This window comes from Methylobacter sp., from assembly GCF_004322395.1.
GTDB lineage: Bacteria > Pseudomonadota > Gammaproteobacteria > Methylococcales > Methylomonadaceae > Methylobacter_A.
Window position 1 is genome coordinate 1 of the sequence record NZ_SCTW01000151.1, and the last position, 18,024, is coordinate 18,024.

Annotated in this window: 19 protein-coding genes; 9 read left to right on the forward strand and 10 right to left on the reverse strand. The window is 47.2% G+C overall.

Annotated features, from left to right (window positions below):
- Positions 1-12: 12 nt before the first annotated feature.
- Complete coding sequence (locus tag EPO18_RS19435; protein ID WP_292436420.1) at positions 13-876, forward strand: cytochrome c oxidase subunit 3; 864 nt, start codon at positions 13-15, stop codon at positions 874-876.
- Between the two features lie 74 nt (positions 877-950).
- Here the strand turns inward: EPO18_RS19435 and EPO18_RS19440 are convergent, their stop codons facing one another.
- Positions 951-1,199: a twin transmembrane helix small protein gene (locus EPO18_RS19440; protein WP_292436343.1), complete on the reverse strand. Its 249-nt coding sequence runs from the start codon at positions 1,197-1,199 to the stop codon at positions 951-953.
- Positions 1,200-1,306: 107 nt separating this feature from the next.
- Between EPO18_RS19440 and EPO18_RS19445 the strand changes: the two genes are divergently transcribed.
- The 6 genes from EPO18_RS19445 (at position 1,307) to rpoH (ending at position 7,235) form a co-directional block, all read left to right on the forward strand.
- Entirely contained in the window at positions 1,307-2,029 is a 723-nt protein-coding gene (locus tag EPO18_RS19445) for an SURF1 family protein (RefSeq protein WP_292436344.1), read from the forward strand.
- A complete protein-coding gene (locus EPO18_RS19450; protein WP_292436345.1) occupies positions 2,010-2,606 on the forward strand; it encodes a hypothetical protein in 597 nt (198 codons plus the stop codon). The genes EPO18_RS19445 and EPO18_RS19450 overlap by 20 nt, the downstream gene beginning before the upstream one ends.
- 10 nt (positions 2,607-2,616) lie before the next feature.
- On the forward strand, positions 2,617-4,632 hold the full coding sequence (ftsY, locus tag EPO18_RS19455) for a signal recognition particle-docking protein FtsY (RefSeq protein ID WP_292436347.1): 2,016 nt from the start codon (positions 2,617-2,619) through the stop codon (positions 4,630-4,632).
- A gap of 8 nt (positions 4,633-4,640) precedes the next feature.
- Positions 4,641-5,297, forward strand: a complete 657-nt coding sequence (gene ftsE, locus EPO18_RS19460; RefSeq protein WP_292436348.1) for a cell division ATP-binding protein FtsE — start codon at positions 4,641-4,643, stop codon at positions 5,295-5,297.
- Complete coding sequence (gene ftsX / locus EPO18_RS19465; RefSeq protein WP_292436349.1) at positions 5,298-6,296, forward strand: permease-like cell division protein FtsX; 999 nt, start codon at positions 5,298-5,300, stop codon at positions 6,294-6,296.
- A gap of 81 nt (positions 6,297-6,377) precedes the next feature.
- The gene (gene rpoH / locus EPO18_RS19470; protein ID WP_292436350.1) at positions 6,378-7,235 is read left to right on the forward strand and encodes an RNA polymerase sigma factor RpoH; all 858 of its coding nucleotides are present in this window, start codon (positions 6,378-6,380) and stop codon (positions 7,233-7,235) included.
- Positions 7,236-7,321: 86 nt separating this feature from the next.
- Here rpoH and EPO18_RS19475 read toward each other — a convergent pair whose 3' ends face one another.
- The 9 genes from EPO18_RS19475 to EPO18_RS19515 all read right to left on the reverse strand — a co-directional run bounded on the left by EPO18_RS19475 (position 7,322) and on the right by EPO18_RS19515 (position 15,984).
- Complete coding sequence (locus tag EPO18_RS19475; RefSeq protein ID WP_292436351.1) at positions 7,322-7,558, reverse strand: TIGR02647 family protein; 237 nt, start codon at positions 7,556-7,558, stop codon at positions 7,322-7,324.
- Positions 7,559-7,628: 70 nt separating this feature from the next.
- On the reverse strand, positions 7,629-8,318 hold the full coding sequence (locus EPO18_RS19480) for an O-methyltransferase (protein ID WP_292436353.1): 690 nt from the start codon (positions 8,316-8,318) through the stop codon (positions 7,629-7,631).
- 160 nt (positions 8,319-8,478) lie between these two features.
- Complete coding sequence (locus EPO18_RS19485; RefSeq protein ID WP_292436355.1) at positions 8,479-9,369, reverse strand: carbohydrate kinase family protein; 891 nt, start codon at positions 9,367-9,369, stop codon at positions 8,479-8,481.
- A gap of 111 nt (positions 9,370-9,480) precedes the next feature.
- On the reverse strand, positions 9,481-10,488 hold the full coding sequence (locus tag EPO18_RS19490) for a phytanoyl-CoA dioxygenase family protein (RefSeq protein ID WP_292436357.1): 1,008 nt from the start codon (positions 10,486-10,488) through the stop codon (positions 9,481-9,483).
- Positions 10,489-10,806: 318 nt separating this feature from the next.
- Entirely contained in the window at positions 10,807-11,235 is a 429-nt protein-coding gene (locus EPO18_RS19495) for a TOBE domain-containing protein (RefSeq protein ID WP_292436359.1), read from the reverse strand.
- A gap of 122 nt (positions 11,236-11,357) precedes the next feature.
- The gene (modC, locus tag EPO18_RS19500) at positions 11,358-12,434 is read right to left on the reverse strand and encodes a molybdenum ABC transporter ATP-binding protein (RefSeq protein ID WP_292436360.1); all 1,077 of its coding nucleotides are present in this window, start codon (positions 12,432-12,434) and stop codon (positions 11,358-11,360) included.
- Between the two features lie 229 nt (positions 12,435-12,663).
- Entirely contained in the window at positions 12,664-13,350 is a 687-nt protein-coding gene (gene modB / locus EPO18_RS19505; RefSeq protein WP_292436363.1) for a molybdate ABC transporter permease subunit, read from the reverse strand.
- A 13-nt stretch (positions 13,351-13,363) separates the two neighbouring features.
- Positions 13,364-14,128, reverse strand: a complete 765-nt coding sequence (gene modA, locus EPO18_RS19510; RefSeq protein ID WP_292436364.1) for a molybdate ABC transporter substrate-binding protein — start codon at positions 14,126-14,128, stop codon at positions 13,364-13,366.
- Positions 14,129-14,370: 242 nt separating this feature from the next.
- On the reverse strand, positions 14,371-15,984 hold the full coding sequence (locus EPO18_RS19515; protein WP_292436365.1) for an alginate export family protein: 1,614 nt from the start codon (positions 15,982-15,984) through the stop codon (positions 14,371-14,373).
- Between the two features lie 377 nt (positions 15,985-16,361).
- On the opposite strand from EPO18_RS19515, the gene EPO18_RS19520 reads away from it, so the two are divergent.
- A complete protein-coding gene (locus EPO18_RS19520) occupies positions 16,362-17,180 on the forward strand; it encodes a TOBE domain-containing protein (RefSeq protein ID WP_292436368.1) in 819 nt (272 codons plus the stop codon).
- A 111-nt stretch (positions 17,181-17,291) separates the two neighbouring features.
- On the forward strand, positions 17,292-18,023 hold the full coding sequence (locus EPO18_RS19525; protein WP_292436370.1) for a beta-ketoacyl synthase chain length factor: 732 nt from the start codon (positions 17,292-17,294) through the stop codon (positions 18,021-18,023).
- Position 18,024: the final 1 nt, after the last annotated feature.

Below are 18,024 nucleotides of genomic sequence, written 5' to 3' on the forward strand. Positions count from 1 at the left end.
GAGAGGAAGGTCATGTCTACAAATAACGATTATTACATTCCGCATAAAGCCACTTGGCCGGTCGTTGGAACTGGCGGTTTGGTGATGATGCTGGCTGGATTTGCAAATTATTTAAACGGTTCAACAGCCGGTACGGCCTGGATGGCGTTGGGTCTGGTTGTGTTTATTATTATGCTGGCCGGATGGTTCACATTGCAGTCCGGTGAAAGCGAATCAGGCATGTATAGTTCACAGGTAGGCATTTCCTATCGCATGGGCATGATGTGGTTTATTTTTTCAGAGATCATGTTTTTTGCCGTGTTCTTCGGCGCACTTTGGTATACACGTAATTTATCGGTACCATGGCTAGGTGGAGAAGGCGCTAGAGCGGCAACTAAAGAACTATTGTGGCCTTCTTTTGAAGCAGTCTGGCCTACCAATGGTCCCGGCAAAGTCGGTGGCGACTTTGAGCCCATGGGAGCATGGGGCTTGCCTTTTTTGAATACCTTAATATTGTTAACTAGTGGCGTATCCTGTACTTGGGCTCATCACGGACTGCTTGCAAAAAACCGTGACCAGTTAATTAAAGGACTAGCGGTTACTGTAGGTTTGGGGCTTTTGTTTGTCGCATTCCAGGCATCCGAGTATCATGAAGCATATACCGAAATGGGTTTGACTTTGGGATCGGGTATTTACGGAACTACTTTTTTCATGTTGACCGGTTTTCACGGTTTTCATGTTTGCGTAGGCGCTATTATTCTTAGTGTGGTACTGTTTCGTAGCTGGAAAGGTCACTTCAAGCCGGAAAACCATTTTGCTTTTGAAGCAGCAGCTTGGTATTGGCATTTTGTTGACGTGGTATGGTTAGGATTATTTATATTTGTTTATGTAATTTAATTTAAACAGCCATACTAATAAAAGCGCTGCCTAACAGACAGCGCTTTTTTTTTGCCGGAATGATTGAGTCGTTTTTATTTAACAGGAACGGCTGGTGTTTGGTGCATTCGAGCGCCCAGACCGTGAGGCGTGAACAACCCGGTTGCAAAAGCAATGAAAATAAAAATAAATAATATGATTGAGAGTGCAATGCGAAAAGTCAGCGCTTTGGCTGTTTTTTCGGATTGTTCCTGAGTCTGATGTTTAACCAGATGGAATAGTGCTGAGCCCAGGCTGATAATTATTAGAATAAAGGCGATAATAACGATGCTTTTTATAATCATGAGTACTGTTATGTCCGTTAATGGATAAGGTTTTTTGTATTCTCGGTTATTTAGCTGTCTGTGCCAATAGGATAAACAAAAAAGCATAATTTCCCGGATACTAGCCAATGAAGTTCAAACTCATCCCAACATTAGTTTATTTGTGTCTGTTACCGGTATTGATTGCGCTGGGAATGTGGCAATTAGACCGCTCAGAGCAGAAACGAGCATTTCTTGAAGCGCAAGAACAAGCGGTCATAGCAGAAACGCTGCATTTGTCGGCGGTTATTGAAAACAATACAGAAGCACTGAGATATAGAAATGTCGAAGTTGCCGGCCGTTACGATGTAACGCATCAGTTTTTAATAGATAATCAAATCAGCGACGGGAAGGCAGGGTACTTTGTGTTGACGCCATTTATATTGGCCGGGGAAACCAAGGCTGTTTTAGTAAACCGGGGCTGGGTTCCTTTAAATCCGGATCGATCGATTCTTCCTGATTTGCAGATTAAAAAGGCAGAAGCGATTATTACTGGGCGGATTAATAATTTTCCAAGCGTTGGTATAAAATTAGCCGGAGCGGAAATTCCAAGCGAAGGTTGGCCATCAATCGTTCAGGTGGTTGATAGTAACGTCTTAGCTGAGAAATTAGGCTATCCATTATTTCAATTCCAGATTGAATTGGCTAAAGAGTTACCTGATGGATATAAGCGGGAATGGCATACATCGACCATTATGCAGCCCGAGCAACATACAGCCTATGCAGTTCAGTGGTTTGCATTGGCATTGACACTAACGATCTTATTTATTTGGTACAGTTTTAAAAAGAACGATGCAAAATCAAAAGAATAAAAATCATATATTAATTCTGGTTATATTTGGAATGTCGGTTATTCCATTTTTAATCGCTTGGGGCTTAAAAGAACATCCGCAGTTCTTAAAAGGGCAAACAAATCATGGGCAGTTAATAACGCCGCCACTGACAACCGAACGCGCCGACCTAGGTGGCTTTGACCAGTTTTCAAAGGACAATATGTCCGAACTTTCCGGACACTGGCTGTTGGTAAATATTATTCCAAATAGCGATTGTAATGAGGCTTGTATTGAAGCTATTCATAAAACCAAGCAGATTCGGTTAATGTTAAATAAGGAGCTGACCCGTACCCGTCGGATTGTTATGGTCTTAAAAGACGTTGCGCCGGAAACAGCAAGCAAATGGTGGGAAGATGACAATACCTTATTACGAGTTAAAGCCAATGACGCCATTATCAAGAAAATTGCCGAGATCAGACAAGGCAATATTCCGGACGGTATGCTGCTGTTAATGGACCCGTTAGGTAATTTAATGATGCAGTATGAGCCGGGGTTCGATCCTTACAATGTAAAAAGCGATCTTATGCATCTTTTGCGAATCTCACAAATCGGATAGTGGAAATAAAATGTTTAGAAAAATAGCTCTGTTTAGCGTTGTTTTAGCTTTAATAGTTGTCATAGTAGGCGCATATGTCCGGCTATCCGGGGCAGGTTTGGGTTGCCCTGATTGGCCTGGGTGTTATGGACAAGCCATTCCCTTCGACTTCGCTCAGGGCGGGGTTAGCGATCAAGCCGATTTTAAAGCGCATGCTGCGGAAGCATTTCCCGGTCAAACTCCGGATATTGCAAAAGCTTGGAAGGAAATGACGCATCGTTATCTGGCGGCAGTCTTAGGTCTGACTGTTTTGGTGTTGGCGTTGCTCTCATGGCGTCAAAAACAAAACCGCCTAACAGTTGTTACGGCCACATTCGGCCTGGTAGTTTTGATAGTCTTGCAAGCGTTTTTAGGCATGTGGGCCGTGAAATTGCATGTTATGCCTATTGTTGTAACCGGCCATTTGTTGTTGGGTATGATGACTTTTTGGCTGTTGTTTTGGCTGTATTTGCGGGTTAATCCAGAAGTTTCGCTGTTAACCGTTCGCAACAAGGGCTTAGTACTGTTTGCCCGATTCGCAATGCCGGTCTTGTTATTAGAGATTGTTTTAGGCGGATGGGTTAGCGCTAATTATGCCGCTTTAGCCTGTTCCGGCTTTCCTCAGTGTAATGGCTCATGGTGGCCCCAAGCCGATTATCAAACGGCACTGGATTTGTTTCGCGGATTAGACACAGGTTATACCGGTGTCATAGCATTCGATGCGCAGGTTGCCGCAAACTGGCTGCACCGGGTTGGAGCGCTAATCAGTTTTGTCGTACTCACCCTGCTGATGTTGAATGCAACATCAGCACATCATCCGAAACCGGTAAGAAGAGCCGGCCTATGGCTGAGTGTGCTGCTGTTGATGCAAATCGGTTCGGGTATTATTGGTGTTAAACTCGGGGAACCTTTATGGGTAGCGGTAGCCCATAATGCTTTTGCAGCATTGTTAATGTTGCCGTTGATTGCCATCAGTTTTTACAGTCGATACGGCTATGTTGAAGAGCTAAAGCGTCCCAAAGCCGAGCCGCAACGGGAAGGCGTAGTTGTACCCACAGCGGAAGAAGCTTATCCGGTAGCGGAACCCGAGCCGTTATATTTACGTCTTAGAACGCAGTTAAAGCGGACCCGTTCAGGCCTAAGTGGAGTTTTGGCGCATATACCTATCGGCCGGCAAGAAATTGACAAGGATTTGCTGGAAGAGATTGAAGCTAGTTTGTTAATGGCTGATATAGGTGTTGATGCGACCACAGAAATAATCAAGCGTTTGACTGAAAGCGTTGAACGCCACCAGCTTAATGATGGTGAAGCGTTATCAGCCGCATTAAAGCAGGAACTGCTGAGCATGCTCAGGCCTTGCAGCAAAAATTTGCGGATTCCAAAACAGGATAAACCTTTTGTTATCCTGGTTGTCGGCGTTAATGGCGCGGGAAAAACCACAACCATCGGTAAATTGGCCAAACGTTTGCAGATACAAGGTCATAGCGTTATGTTAGCCGCCGGAGATACGTTCAGAGCCGCAGCGGTCGAGCAATTACAGACCTGGGGCGAACGTAATAATATTCATGTGGTCGCCCAGCATACCGGCGCCGATTCGGCATCCGTTATTTATGACGCAGTGCAATCTGCGCAGGCAAAAGGCGTTGATGTGTTAATTGCCGATACTGCGGGACGTTTGCATACCAAATCCAATCTGATGGATGAATTGAAAAAAGTAAAACGGATTATCAGCAAACTGGATGAAACGGCGCCTCATGAAGTGCTGTTGGTATTGGATGCCGGCACCGGACAAAATGCCTTGTCGCAAGCAAAATTGTTTAATGAAGCTGTCGAATTGACAGGACTGGCTTTGACCAAACTCGATGGTACGGCAAAAGGCGGGGTGATTTTCGCGCTCGCCAAACAATTTGGAATTCCGATTCGTTTTATAGGAATTGGCGAAGGTATTGATGATCTGCAGGATTTCGATGCGGATGCTTTTGTAAATGCATTGTTTGTCAAAGACTAAAGAAGCTTATGTTAAAGTTTGATAATGTCAGTATGAGGTACCCTGGCGCAGGCGATGTACTGCGTAATGTCAGTTTTCATTTGCAGCGCGGTGAAATGGCATTTTTGACAGGACATTCCGGGGCTGGAAAAAGTACATTATTGAAATTAATTGCGCTGATCGAGCGTTGCAGTAGGGGGCAGGTTTTGCTGGACGGCGAAAGTCTCAACTTGGCTAAAGACAGACAAGTTCCTTATTTACGCAGGAAAGTGGGTTTGATCTTTCAGGATTATAAACTGCTACAGGACAGGACGGTTTTTGATAATGTGGCCTTGCCATTAATAATAGCGGGTTACGGCCATCACGAAGTTTCCCGGAGAGTCAGAGCTTCATTGGACAAAGTCGGCCTATTAGGCAAAGAAAGAAAATATCCCGCTGTCTTGTCTGGTGGAGAGCAGCAACGGGTCGGCATCGCCAGGGCGGTGGTCAATAAGCCGCCGATGATTTTGGCCGATGAGCCGACCGGAAATCTCGATCCTGAGTTGTCCGCCGAGATAATGCATCTGTTCGAACAGTTTCAACAAGTCGGTGTCACAATATTGATTGCCTCGCATGATATTTCATTGATTGCCCAAATGAATCATCGGATTTTAAAGTTGGATCACGGCCAGCTGGTGGCGAGCTAAATGATGAAACACATTAATAAAAAGTCGGTTAAACAGGAGCCGCGTTGGCAAACTAAAATTTCCGGCGGCAATTTTGTCGATAAATTCCATGCTTATCGGAACCATCATGCGCAAGCGTTATTTTCAAGCCTTGGACGATTAGTCGCATCACGATTCTCCTCTGCAATGACGATAATTGTTTTGGCGATTGCCATTTCGCTAGCCAGCGGCTTTTATATTCTGGTAGCGAATCTTCAGCAGTTGGCCGGCAATTTGGAAGCCAGCAATCAAATCTCACTGTTTATTAAAGATGAAATTTCAGAGGCAAGAGTCAATAAATTCGCCAATAGTATCAGGCAAAATTCGGACATTCAGGAAGTTAAATTAATTACCAAAGAGCAAGCGCTGGAAGAGTTTCAGTCATATAGCGGGTTCGGTGAAGCAATAAAAGCACTGGACAAAAATCCGCTACCGGTTGTCATTCAGGTGTTACCTAAAAACTCATTGGAAAATGAGCAGGCGCTTGAGGCTTTGCTTGATGATTTTAAGCGATCGGCAGAAGTTGATTTCGCTCAGATGGATATGCAATGGGTTAAGCGGTTGCAGTCCATTATGGAAGTGGCGCGGCGAGGCGTTACCCTATTAAGTTTACTACTGGGTGCTGGGGTGCTGTTTATTACAGCCAATACCATACGCCTGGAGTTATATAATCGCCGCGATGAAGTCGTGATCGCTAAACTGGTGGGAGCGACCAACGGGTTCATTCATAGGCCATTTTTATATAGTGGTTTTTGGATAGGTTTTTTTTCCGGTGTGACCGCATGGTTCATAGTCACAACGATCATGCTGATTTTAAAACAACCCATTGAAACACTTTCCAGGCTTTATGATAATGCTTTCCATATGTTGTTTTTGGGCTTTGCTGAAACACTGGCATTATTATTCATTTCATCTTTGCTGGGCGTGGTAGGTTCATGGATAGTGCTTCATTTCCAGCTTCAGCAATTAAAACCCGAGTAAAAATGTGAATCGATAAAATTATTAGCACTCTTTGTTGCAGAGTGCTAGAATTCGAAAAAAATTTCTTACATGGGGGTTTCAATGAGTAATGCACTAGCTTTACCTGTAAATTTATCGGTTGGAACATTTGACGCTTATCTAAATGTCGTCAGGCAAATGCCTAAATTGACGGTAGAACAGGAGCGCGAGTTAGCTATAAAGTTCAGAGATAATGGCGATTTGGAAGCTGCACGCGAGTTGGTAATGACCAATTTGCGTTTTGTAATTCACGTTGCCAGAGGCTACAGCGGTTATGGCTTATCCATGCCCGATATTATTCAGGAAGGCAATATAGGCTTGATGAAAGCCGTTAAACGTTTCGATCCCGATATCGGCGTTCGTTTGGTTTCTTTTGCCGTACATTGGATTAAGGCCGAAATTCACGAGTATGTGATTAAAAACTGGGGCATCGTAAAAATTGCTACCACTAAAGCCCAGCGTAAGCTGTTCTTCAACTTGCGTAAATCCAAGCAGGACTTAGGCTGGTTATCCAATGATGAAGCAGTGGCGATTGCCAACGATCTTGATGTCGATGTGAGCGCCGTTTACGAAATGGAAAAACGTCTGGGTAGCAAGGACATGTCTTTTGATATGTCGGCCGATGAATCGGCAGAGGACAGCTATGTCGCTCCGGCCAGCTATCTTCATCAACACGGTGCCGATCCTGCGGTATTGATTGAAAACTCGGATTGGGTAGGCCATGAGCAGGATTTGTTGGCCGATGCGATGGCGGAGTTGGACGAGCGGAGTCAGGATATTCTTTCAAGCCGTTGGCTGGTGGAGAAAAAAGCTACATTGCATGAGCTTGCCGAACGCTACAATGTTTCTGCAGAAAGAATCAGGCAACTGGAACAAAATGCGATGAAAAAATTAAGAGCAGCGGTTGAACTTGCTGCTTGATCGATAGTTGTACTACAAAAAAGGCTTAACGATCTAATCGTTAAGCCTTTTTTATTGTTTTACGGTTTAGCGTAGCCGTAAAAACTTTAGATTGGCCTGAGTATATCCAGAACTGCCTGAGCCTGTTTTGCAGTTTCCAAGCCGAGATTGGTCAGATACCCCCCGTCATCCAGTGAAATCAAACCTTTTTCGAATAGTCGATGCGTAGCGGCAATTGTTTCCGGCGAAGCCGTTTTATGTACCTTGATTCCTTCTTGAGTAGTGGTCAAATTGTAGCGAACCAGAACGTTCAGTTCTTCCACAATATCTTGGGTATAGGGCATAGTAAATCCTCATGACTCATTGGTTTAAAATATTAGCATAATGCTATTTATACAGAAGGAGTATCTTTTTTTACGCTGTCTTTTTTCTAGCGACGATCACTCCGTCACGCGTCGGATTGATAAAAGCGTCGAATTCAGGGTCATTAAAAATTAACTCATTGTGTTTAATAATCGCCTCAGTCCAGCCGGGAAAAATATCAGTATAGTTTTCCACGGCTACCCGTCCGCGCCAAAGCACATTATCGGCAATGTAAAGCCCGCCGGGGCGAATTCTGTTTTTAGCCATAAGCCATATTTCCGGATAGTCTCCCTTATCGACATCGTTATAGCAGATATCGAAAAAGCCTTCGGTCCGGGCAAAAACTTCCTGGGCCATGCCTACCCGAAAATTGATTCGATCCCATAAATTGGCGGCACCGAGATATTGTTCGGCTTTCTCTTGATTCAGAAAGTCGGCATCGGTGCAGATTACTTGGCCTTTGGGGCCCACAGCCTTGGCAAACCAATAGGCTGAATAACCGTAACCGCTGCCAAATTCAAATACCCGTTCAGCATTGATCATTTTGGCCTGCGATTCAATAAAAGCGCCGACCAAACGGCCAATAATAGGAAAGTTGTTTTTTTGCGCCAGCTCTTCCATATCGGTTAACACCGGATGATCAGTACGGCGTAGTAAGCCGTGCATGTAATTTTCAATGATCGGATTAACCGGATTCAATATGCCGGGATTTAAAACGGTTGGAGATTCTAGATCGGCCATTAGCTGTTCCTCACGGATGATTAAAATGTTAGCTATTCTAGCTTGATAAGACCAAGTACGGTGCGGCTTTTTTAAAACAGTTCAATTTCAGTGATGCCGTTATTCCGTGCAAGAACGGACATATTTTCATACAAAACTATTTAGTTTCTGCCGCCGTCTTTTATAGGTCTTGGCGAAATAACCGCGCATGTTCTTTCTGGCTGGGCAGACCCAAGCGAGCCCCCATTTTCATACAGCACAAAGTACCTGCGGCGCTGGCGTATCGAAGCAGCGATTGCCAATCCATGCCGAGAGCAAGTGCGGCGGTAAAAGCGCCATGAAAAGCGTCACCGGCGCCGGTGGTATCAATCGGGGTGACAGGATACGCAGGTACTACGCCTTGTTCATGACCGCGTTGCCAAATCAGCCCTTTTTCGCCCAGTGTGATAACCACAGCAGGTGCTAGTTCAGCCAGTTGGCTTAAGGCCTTGCGTTCATCGCCGGCGTATTGGCGTGCAAATTTTTCCGAACAAACCAGATAATCGACGCGGTTCATCAACGCCAACGTGCCGTCATGCACAGAGCCCCCATCCAATACGGTCGGGATATTGGCTTGCCGGGCTTGTTCGGCAAGCGGCAATGAGATAAAAGGCTCATGGCCGTCGAATAGCATGACTTTTGCCGAAACGCCGCTAAAATCCAGCGCATCGGCAGGCAATGCTTTGGTATCGCCTTTGTAATTGATCAAGCAGCGTTTGCCGTCCGGGCTTACCAATATGGTCGACAGCGGGGTAGGGGATGGGCCGCGAACGATCAGCTGCGTGTTGACTTTTGAATCGTTCAGTTCTTGAAAATGCCGGTCGCCGTAAAGATCGTGTCCCAAGTAACCGGCAAATGCCGATGTCAAACCCAGCTTGGCAACGCAAACGGCAGCGTTGGCAGCCGGTCCGCCGCCGCAACTGAGCAAGTCGTCGGCCACAATCTTTTCATCGGCGCCCGGATGGCGGCTTACCGAAAAAATTAAATCATAAGAAGCGTGCCCTACGCACAGTACATCGATATTAACTGTCATGAAACAACCTGTTTAATAGATATTTCGGATTTTCCAATCAGTTTTGGATATTGGCGTAGCAACCTAATATGGTTTGATATACGAAATGTTGGGCTTATTCCAATAGCGGTTCTATTTCCAAATCGGATGGACGCCATAATCGTGGGGAAATAGTGTAATGTATTGTACTACCCGCGGATAATTCGCCAAATTACGGCCGCTACCGTGCGGTAAGGCGTGGTGCCAGAGGACGAGATCCCCTGCAGAGCCGGTGACCGCCAACGGTCCCAGGCTTTCCAAATCCTGTTCGCGTGGGTTTTGCTCAGGCCCAAGTTCTTTTAACCATTGATCTATGCGACGATGAAATCCCGGTATACACCGGAAAGCGCCCTGTTCGGCGCTGGTATCGCTCAAATAAAGCAAGCCCTGGATGCCGAAAGGCATCGGCAAAGCAAGACTGACATCCCAATGCAGCCGGCTGGGGCCGGATATATCGATGCCGTCGCGCTCCGGTCGGTTTAGGCTGGAACGGTCCACAGTGGCCCATAAGTCATCGGTTCCCCAGAGCTGCTCGAAAGCTTTGCGGATGCGTCGCGATGCGCGGTTTTTATTCAGCGCGGGATGTTGGAATAGCGACACCCAAAATTGATGCGTTCCGTTGTACCAACTATCGGGAGTTTGCGGATTCATACCTAGGAAGTTCCAAATGGCCTTTTCTGCTTCTCGGCAGTCTTCTATAGAAACTGCATTGCGCAGCACTACATAACCGTACTCTTGCCAGAACGCCAAGTCATCTGCCGATAAAACAGGATCTTCAATATTTTTTCCTTCAATCGGATATGTTTGATGCGATTGTTCCAGGTAACGCCTGACCATTTCATTAAGGCGCTCGAGCAAGGTGCTGTCAGGGTAACCCCCAAGTTTCTGCACGATCCATTGTTCGAATTCAGTATAGGTTGGGCGGTGATGGAACAGGTATTCGAGCGGTTCGATAATACCCAATCCCAAGCCGTGCATCAGGGCATAATCCAGTCTGTATTCGGCTGTTACGCTCTCTTGGTCAAGCCGATTTTCGACTTCCAATAATCGCTTGGTCCAATAGCGGCGCAAGTGGAGCAAACCTAATTCTCCAGTTTCCATCGAGGAAATGCTAAGTTCAGATTTGGCAATCATCAGTTCTTTGGCTTAATGCTGTCCTTTTGTTTTGAATTACCCTAATTTCAAACAGGCGCTAGGAAGCAGTTTAGACAAATCACCGGTACTTGCCAACTGATAGTCGCTGCTAATTGGAAAGAATTAGTTATCCCGAAATTCTAAAAATAGTAGATACGTCCTACATTGAGCATGGAAGCGCTATGTTTGAGATTCTTTAATTCTGCTTGTTGAATTTATGCCCGGTTTCAGGATGCATTGACCTGTATTCTGGTATAAAGCAAGCTGGATACGGGCTACTGTCTATCAGTCGGCAACAGCCAGAATCACTGCACCGGCCTTGAACACAGCCGTGGCAGGCTGGCCTTTACGTAAGCCCAGTGTGTCAACGCTGTCGTTGGTCACGGTCGCGGCAACCTGTTCGCCGCCTTTTAACTCGATATCGACTTCGGCATTGACCGCACCGGGTTTAACTTGAGTTACCGTGCCTTGCAGTTGGTTGCGCGCGGAAAGCCGGTAGCCGCCGAAATCGGTGACGATAATGATTTGCGGGGCCTTAACCAAGGCGATGACTTCCATGCCAGTCTTGATCGCCAACGTTTCGACGGATTCCTTGGTAATAGAGGCGACAATGGTTTCTCCGCCTTTCAAGCCGACATGAACTTCGGCATTCACTGCACCGATAAGTACTTCGCTGACGGTCCCGGTAAACTGATTACGTGCACTTGCTTTCATGGTGAATCTCCTCGGGGTTGGTTAAGGAATCTCCGAATAAGTTGATTCCGCTCATGGTTCAACAGGCTCACCACGAACGGAATCAACATAAACCGTTCATCCTGAGCCTGTCGAAGGATCTCTTAATTCAGTATCGACGTCCCCTTGATCTGCACGTAAATCGCCATGCCGATCTGCAAACCCAGCATTAGAGCCGATTTGCGGGTGATATGCGCCAGCAGCGCCTGATCGCCGATCTGCAACCGCACTACGCTCTGGCCGTCGCGGCCATCGGCGATGCCGGTGATGGTCGCGGACAATACATTCAGAATGCTGGTGGCGGTCGGCGCTTCAAGGGCGATGCTGACATCGCGGGCGTAAATCTGTATACGTAACGGTGTACCAACCGGGGCATCGACCGCTGGAAGGCTGAGCGAGCCCCCGGCAAAAGCGACACGAGTCAGATGATAGTCGGCTTCATGTTCGGCGACTGTTGCCTGCCACACAGTGGCGGCCTCCCGGTCTTGCGCCAGCGGCACGTCGAGACGGCTTTGCGTTTCCGCCAGCGGCCCGGATGCCAGCGCCCGGCCTTCTTCCAGAATCACCAGCGTGTCGGCTAATTGCGCGACTTCCTGCTGAGAGTGGGTGACATACAGCACCGGAATATCCAGTTGCTGATGCAGGCAGCTTAAAAACGGCAGGATTTCCTGCTTGCGCTTGAAATCCAACGATGCGAGCGGCTCGTCCATCAGCAGGATTTCAGGATTCAGCGCCAAGGCGCGGGCGATAGCGACGCGTTGCCGTTCGCCGCCGGATAAGTGTTCGGGCATGCGTTCCATTAAGTGGCCGATGCCCAACAATTCAAGGGTTTGATCCAGTTTTACCGAGCCCTGATTTTGTTTAATCCGCTTCAAACCGTAGAGCAGGTTATCCCGTACCGTTAAATGCGGAAACAGGTTGGCTTCCTGAAATACATAACCTAGCGGCCGTTTATAAGTGGGCAGGAACAGGTCGCGTTCGCTGTCCTGCCAGACATTGCCGTTAATTTCCAGGAAACCTTGTGGCGCGCGTTGCAGTCCTGCGATACAGCGCAGCAAGGTGGTTTTGCCGGAGCCGGAATGGCCGAACAAGACGGTAACGCCGGTGCCAGGCAGGTTTAAGTCGACGTCCAATTTAAAGTCGCCGTAGTCGAGCTGGAAGCGGGCTTGGATGGTGGTCATGTACGCACTAGTTATATATGTGTATTAGGTTTATCAACGTAGCTCGTCATCCCGGCAGGGATTGCCGGGATCCAGAACACAGGGATGTGAAAAGTAACTCAAAAAATCGTTCCATATGCTAAAAAACAATAGTGAAATTAGAGATTGCCATCCATGGCTGCTGGATCCCGGCATTCCCTGCCGGGATGACGGTGTAGTATAAATTTGTATAGAAACCTGATATCCGAAGCTATTTAAGCGGATGCGCGACGGGTTGCGTTTTCAGCACGGTATACAAAACCAGCAGCACGCTAAACGAGAACAACAGCAAACAGCCCGCCAGCCAATGCGCTTCGCTGTATTCCAGCGCTTCGACATGGTTGTAGATTTGCACCGACACCACGCGGGTCTTGTCCGGAATATTGCCGCCGACCATCAGCACCACGCCGAACTCGCCGACGGTATGCGCAAAGCCTAGAATACCGGCGCTCAGGAAGCCGGGTTTCGCCAACGGCACTACGACGCTGAAAAACGTATCCAGAGGACTGGCGCGCAAGGTAGCTGCCGCTTCCAAGGCTTGTTCACTTATGCCTGAAAATGAGGCTTGCAACGGTTGCACCACGAACGGTATGGAATACAGCACCGAAGCCACGATCAATCCGGCGAAAGTAAACGGCAGCGTACCCAATCCCAACCAAGTGGTCAGCTTGCCGACCGGTCCGGCAGGCCCCATCAAAACCAGCAAATAGAAACCAAGCACTGAAGGCGGTAACACCAATGGCAGCGCGACCAGGGTATTGACGATGCCTTTCAAGGAAGAGGAGGTTCGGGTTAGCCACCATGCCAACGGCGTGCCGATCAACAACATTAACGAAGTTGCGATCCCAGCGATTTTGCAGGTGAGTAACAGGGTGTCGAGATCGGCGGTTGTCAGCATCAGTGAGCTCCGGTTACTTGGCCAAGTCGTAGCCGTATTTTTCGATAATCGCCAAAGCGGGCGCAGATTTTAGATAGTCGATCAAGGCTTTGGCGGCTGGGTTTTCAGCACCCAAAGTCAATAATACCGCACCTTGCTTGATGGGGGCATAGCGATCGGTAGGAACGATCCAGCCGGAGCCGCTGCTGATTTTTCCGTTATCAATCACTTGCGATAAGGCGACAAAGCCCAATTCGGCATTACCGGTGCTGACAAATTGGTGGGTTTGGGCAATGTTTTCGCCCAGAACGATTAACGGCTGTAGTTTTTCCGCTAAGCCCTGATTTTTCAATACCTCCATTGCAGCAACCCCGTAAGGCGCCAGCTTGGGATCAGCCAAAGCCAGATGTTTAAAACTGCCGCTGCCGAGCACCTTGCCTTGATCGTCAACAAAGCCCGGCGTTGCCGACCACAGCACCAACTTGCCCAGCGCGTAGACAAAACGACTGCCGGGTACGGTAAAACCGCTTTGTTCCAGTTTTAGCGGGCCGCTTTCATCGGCTGATAAAAATACTTCAAACGGCGCGCCGTTTTGCATTTGCGAAACGAATTTGCCGGAGGAACCGAACGACAGTTTGGCGGTGTGGCCGGTGGCCTTTTCAAATTCGCTGGCAATTTCGGTCATCGGTTTGGTGAAGTTGGCAGCCACTGCAACCAAGGTTGTTTCGGCCGAACCGATAGAACTAACCAGCAGCAGAGCTAATAAGGAAATGGAACGGAAAGAATTGTTTTTTAACATGTGAACTCCGGAATATGGAAGAAAATTACTCACGAGTGAAAGAGCTCCTGGGGTATTGAGGGCATTTGGAATGATTTCATTTACACTACGTGTGCTCACAAACGCCTTAAATACCTCGGTGACTTTTTAGAATGCTAAATCAATTACAGCGCTTTTATATTGCATTAGTTACTTCTTTAGTAGATGCGTTGCACATATCCATCGATGATTAACCAAGAACGAAAACGCTATATATCGACATTTTAAAATCGCAACTGACTTTGGACAAAGAAGTAGTCAGTGTCTGCGCCAGGCGTAACAGGTCCCGTTTGGGCTGCGCCTGTGGCGTTTGTTCGTCTTGCTGTTTTAGCAAAATCTCCTTTAAATAAGTGATACCAGCCCGCATCAAAATTCAAGCTACTGTTAAAGTTGTAACGCCCAACAAGGCCTACTTGATCGCCGACATAACTGCCATTGCCTCCGGCAAGACCGGGAGCGGTAGCTGATGTACAGGCAGATCCCCCCCAACAATCTCCACCTGATGCCAGCCATACTAAGCGCTGTTGAAATCTGAATGAGACGTCCTTGTGTGGTGAAAACTCCAGTTTATAACCGGGTGAGTTGATGTTGGTGCGTTGAAAAGCGCCATAGATACCGGTAGGTCCAAAATCAAAATCCTGAGCGCCGTAGAGAGAATCGAATCGCGAATCTACGGTACCGGGCGAGTGGTCTTTCCAGTTTTTATTTCCGCTCGCGTAGTCGTGTTCTAAGTAAAATCTTGGAGACCAGGGCAAGTCAAAGCTATAACCTGCTTCGATATGCGAAGACCATGCTTCATGTTGCTGCTGAGTGGTTGCAAAAGCACCGGTTGCTGCATAGTTGACTGTACCGAATTGCCCCATGCCTTCGGCGGTAAAATCAAAATTGCCTTTGCTGGGTTTTTGGAAGAATCGAATGCCTGGGGTGAAATAACGGCGGTTCCGAGTGGGGTTACGCGGGTTATCCCCTTCCGTGAGATGGTAAAGATAGACTTCGGCATTAATATCTTTATAAAGTTTGTCACCTTGTAAAATTCCCCCGGAAAACCAAGTACGGGTATCCTCTTTATCCCAGTCTTGGTGATTAATCAAATTTGCATTGGGCGTAACGGAATTATAGTTAGGGTATCGAATGACCGGCATGGTCACGAAACCGTTGAATTGCCAGCGGTCGTAATCAATGACTCTCAGCCGGACGCCGGTAAAATTGTTGACGGTAGTCCTAAAGATAGGCCTTGCTACCAGCCTTCTGCTACCCAAATCCATGGTTTGACGCCCTGCCTTAATCTCAACGCCTTTTCCGCTAAAAAATGCATTTTGATCGGCCCAAGACACATAGCCTTGAGCGAAATCCAATGTATCAGCCATCGAGTTATTTGGGGGATTGGGGGTGTTGTTTGTGCCCTTATCCGAAGCGGTCGTTCTGGCATCCAGAAATTCTGTTGCAAAACGGAATTTACCCAGTCTGGCTTGTAACCAAAGGTCGGATTGAAACGAAATTTGTTGGTCTCCTCCACTGGCAGTGGGTGCGGGAGCAGGCATTGATGCCTTGAAGGTATCTGCCAAAGTTTCATATCGGGTTCTTTGCTCAAGACCCACCGATAACCATTCAGGTAAACCGAGTGTGTCATGCAAATTCCACACCGGTTTCTCATAGCTGTTACCTAACAGAGGGTCCTGCATCATAAAGTTGTAAGCGGCCATTGGCGCTCGACTATAGGTTTGCTGTGGTTCCGCAGCTTGGACATTATTGAGGCTATATCCTAAGCAAAGGCCGCCAGTGACAATTAAATTGAGTGTATGGTTAGGGGTAACGCCGGTAAAAGATTTTCTTCGCATCATCAATGACCTATAATTGTAATTATGAATTCACAGCGACGTTGGTTCGTCGATGTATATAGAACTTATCCAAAAAATAAAAAACAGCTCTAGTTTAACTCGTTATGTATAAAAGTACATAACGAGTTAATGATAATTCTCCAGCAAACGGTATGCCAATAGAACAATATTTCTATTATGCTATTGAATTATATTAATTTGTTGTTGCTTCGCCAAAGAGTAAGCAATGTTGTGTTTCAAACATTTTGTTATGTTCTGTAGGTTTAGCAACACTAAGGTTATTCAACACTGTCCTCACAGCATTTAATTGAAAATCAGGTTGTTTCTGGTTGGGAAATAATGTTTAACTCAATTTTTGCGCCGCAACACAATCATTTATGACAGGCAGCTCAAACTACAACAATACTCCAACAGCTTGGGTCGATGGCGAATTGCGTTTAGCCGGCTTGGATAGTCGAATAATCGGCTTGTTAAGGGAGATAGATCAAAGCGGTTCCATCAATCAAGCCGCCAAGCAGGTCGGTTTGAGTTATAAGGGCGCTTGGCAAATTATCGAAAGAGCCAACAATGGCGCTCCAAAAATATTGGTTACTACTGCCACGGGCGGCAGCAAAGGCGGCGGCACTTGTTTAACCGAGGCCGGACGTTCTTTGCTGACGCTGTTTACCCGCCTGGAACAACAGCACCAACAGTTTCTTGAGCAGCTCAACCGTGGTCTCGCCGACGATCCCGATACGGTTTTGCTGTTGCAGCATCTGGTGGTTAAAACCAGCGCCCGCAACCAACTTTTTGGCAGTATTGTTGAGATTCAAGCTGGTGCGGTGAATGCCGAGGTAAGCGTGAAATTGAAGGGCGGCGAACAGGTCATTGCTACAGTAACCCTGGCATCGCTGAGCGGCCTTGGCTTACAGGTTGGCGCCGACGCAGTTTTGTTGATCAACAGCGCTGACATAACGCTAACAACCGATTCCGATCTTAATCGCTTTTCGGCACGCAACCGTTTGTCCGGCAGCGTGATTCGCGTCCAGCAAGACGAGGTGAATGCGGAAGTAATTGCTTTGTTACCCGGCGGCGAAACGCTGGTCTCGATGATCACGCAGCAAAGCGCACAAAGTCTGGCGCTTATGCCCGGCATGCAGGTATCGGCGATGTTTAAAAGTAACGCTCCGGTTCTGGGCGTTATGCCGTCGCTTTGATAACTGCCAATCCATTCTCAACAGTCGTCTGAAATTGCGTTTAATATATGAATTCAAGAACGTTGGATTTTTATTGTCCGTCAAGTGTAAAGGTTCAATCGGATTGATATAATGACTGTTGATTTCATAGTAAGGCAATGGAATGCGTGGGCGCCGGGGATAAGTTGTCGAGAGGATTGGCAAACGTGGCGTGACCGTCAAACCTTTGCCCAACAGGAAAAAGCCGCGATACCGGCTGCGGTGCCTAAGGCACTGCAACGCAGGTTAAGTCCATTAGCCAGGGCGGTTTTTAACGCCGCGGACGGTTGTATTGATAACGATAAGTCATTACCTATTATTTTCAGTTCCGCCCATGGCGAAGTGAATAAGTCATTGGAAATGCTTCAAAGTATGCAGAAAGGCGAGGAAGTTTCGCCCACAGCCTTTAGCCTGTCGGTTCATAACGCCATACCGGGATTGTTTTCGATGGCCTATGGCAATCATCAGGAAATTACCGTGATTGCGCCCGGTCAGGACGGCATTGCTCCGGCGTTTATTGAAGCGTTGGGGCTTTTGCAGGAACGCCATGCCGATGAGGTGCTGATAGTTTTATATGATGAACCATTATCGGATTTTTATCCGTCGTTGCCGTTTGCGCTTAATGCGCCTGCCATGTGTGCATTGGCTTTAAGAATTTCTTTAACCGGGGTTGGCTTATCTTTGCAACTTAACAGATCGTCCGCGCATCGCGACGATGACGAGCATGCTTTGCAGATATTCTCTTTTATAAAGTTTCTTGTTGCCGACGATAAAGCGTTGGTGCTGGGTAATCATAGACATAGCTGGGAATGGTACAAAAAATAGC

Bases quoted from the DNA above. Each gene is read 5' to 3' on its own strand.
- rpoH (WP_292436350.1), top strand. From the start codon at position 6,378: ATGAGTAATGCACTAGCTTTACCTGTAAATTTATCGGTTGGAACATTT.
- EPO18_RS19520 (WP_292436368.1), top strand. From the start codon at position 16,362: ATGACAGGCAGCTCAAACTACAACAATACTCCAACAGCTTGGGTCGAT.
- modC (WP_292436360.1), bottom strand. From the start codon at position 12,434: ATGACCACCATCCAAGCCCGCTTCCAGCTCGACTACGGCGACTTTAAA.
- EPO18_RS19525 (WP_292436370.1), top strand. From the start codon at position 17,292: ATGACTGTTGATTTCATAGTAAGGCAATGGAATGCGTGGGCGCCGGGG.
- ftsY (WP_292436347.1), top strand. From the start codon at position 2,617: ATGTTTAGAAAAATAGCTCTGTTTAGCGTTGTTTTAGCTTTAATAGTT.
- modA (WP_292436364.1), bottom strand. From the start codon at position 14,128: ATGTTAAAAAACAATTCTTTCCGTTCCATTTCCTTATTAGCTCTGCTG.
- EPO18_RS19515 (WP_292436365.1), bottom strand. From the start codon at position 15,984: ATGCGAAGAAAATCTTTTACCGGCGTTACCCCTAACCATACACTCAAT.
- EPO18_RS19485 (WP_292436355.1), bottom strand. From the start codon at position 9,369: ATGACAGTTAATATCGATGTACTGTGCGTAGGGCACGCTTCTTATGAT.
- EPO18_RS19445 (WP_292436344.1), top strand. From the start codon at position 1,307: ATGAAGTTCAAACTCATCCCAACATTAGTTTATTTGTGTCTGTTACCG.
- EPO18_RS19475 (WP_292436351.1), bottom strand. From the start codon at position 7,558: ATGCCCTATACCCAAGATATTGTGGAAGAACTGAACGTTCTGGTTCGC.
- EPO18_RS19450 (WP_292436345.1), top strand. From the start codon at position 2,010: ATGCAAAATCAAAAGAATAAAAATCATATATTAATTCTGGTTATATTT.
- EPO18_RS19490 (WP_292436357.1), bottom strand. From the start codon at position 10,488: ATGGAAACTGGAGAATTAGGTTTGCTCCACTTGCGCCGCTATTGGACC.
- EPO18_RS19495 (WP_292436359.1), bottom strand. From the start codon at position 11,235: ATGAAAGCAAGTGCACGTAATCAGTTTACCGGGACCGTCAGCGAAGTA.
- ftsE (WP_292436348.1), top strand. From the start codon at position 4,641: ATGTTAAAGTTTGATAATGTCAGTATGAGGTACCCTGGCGCAGGCGAT.
- EPO18_RS19435 (WP_292436420.1), top strand. From the start codon at position 13: ATGTCTACAAATAACGATTATTACATTCCGCATAAAGCCACTTGGCCG.
- modB (WP_292436363.1), bottom strand. From the start codon at position 13,350: ATGCTGACAACCGCCGATCTCGACACCCTGTTACTCACCTGCAAAATC.
- ftsX (WP_292436349.1), top strand. From the start codon at position 5,298: ATGATGAAACACATTAATAAAAAGTCGGTTAAACAGGAGCCGCGTTGG.
- EPO18_RS19480 (WP_292436353.1), bottom strand. From the start codon at position 8,318: ATGGCCGATCTAGAATCTCCAACCGTTTTAAATCCCGGCATATTGAAT.
- EPO18_RS19440 (WP_292436343.1), bottom strand. From the start codon at position 1,199: ATGATTATAAAAAGCATCGTTATTATCGCCTTTATTCTAATAATTATC.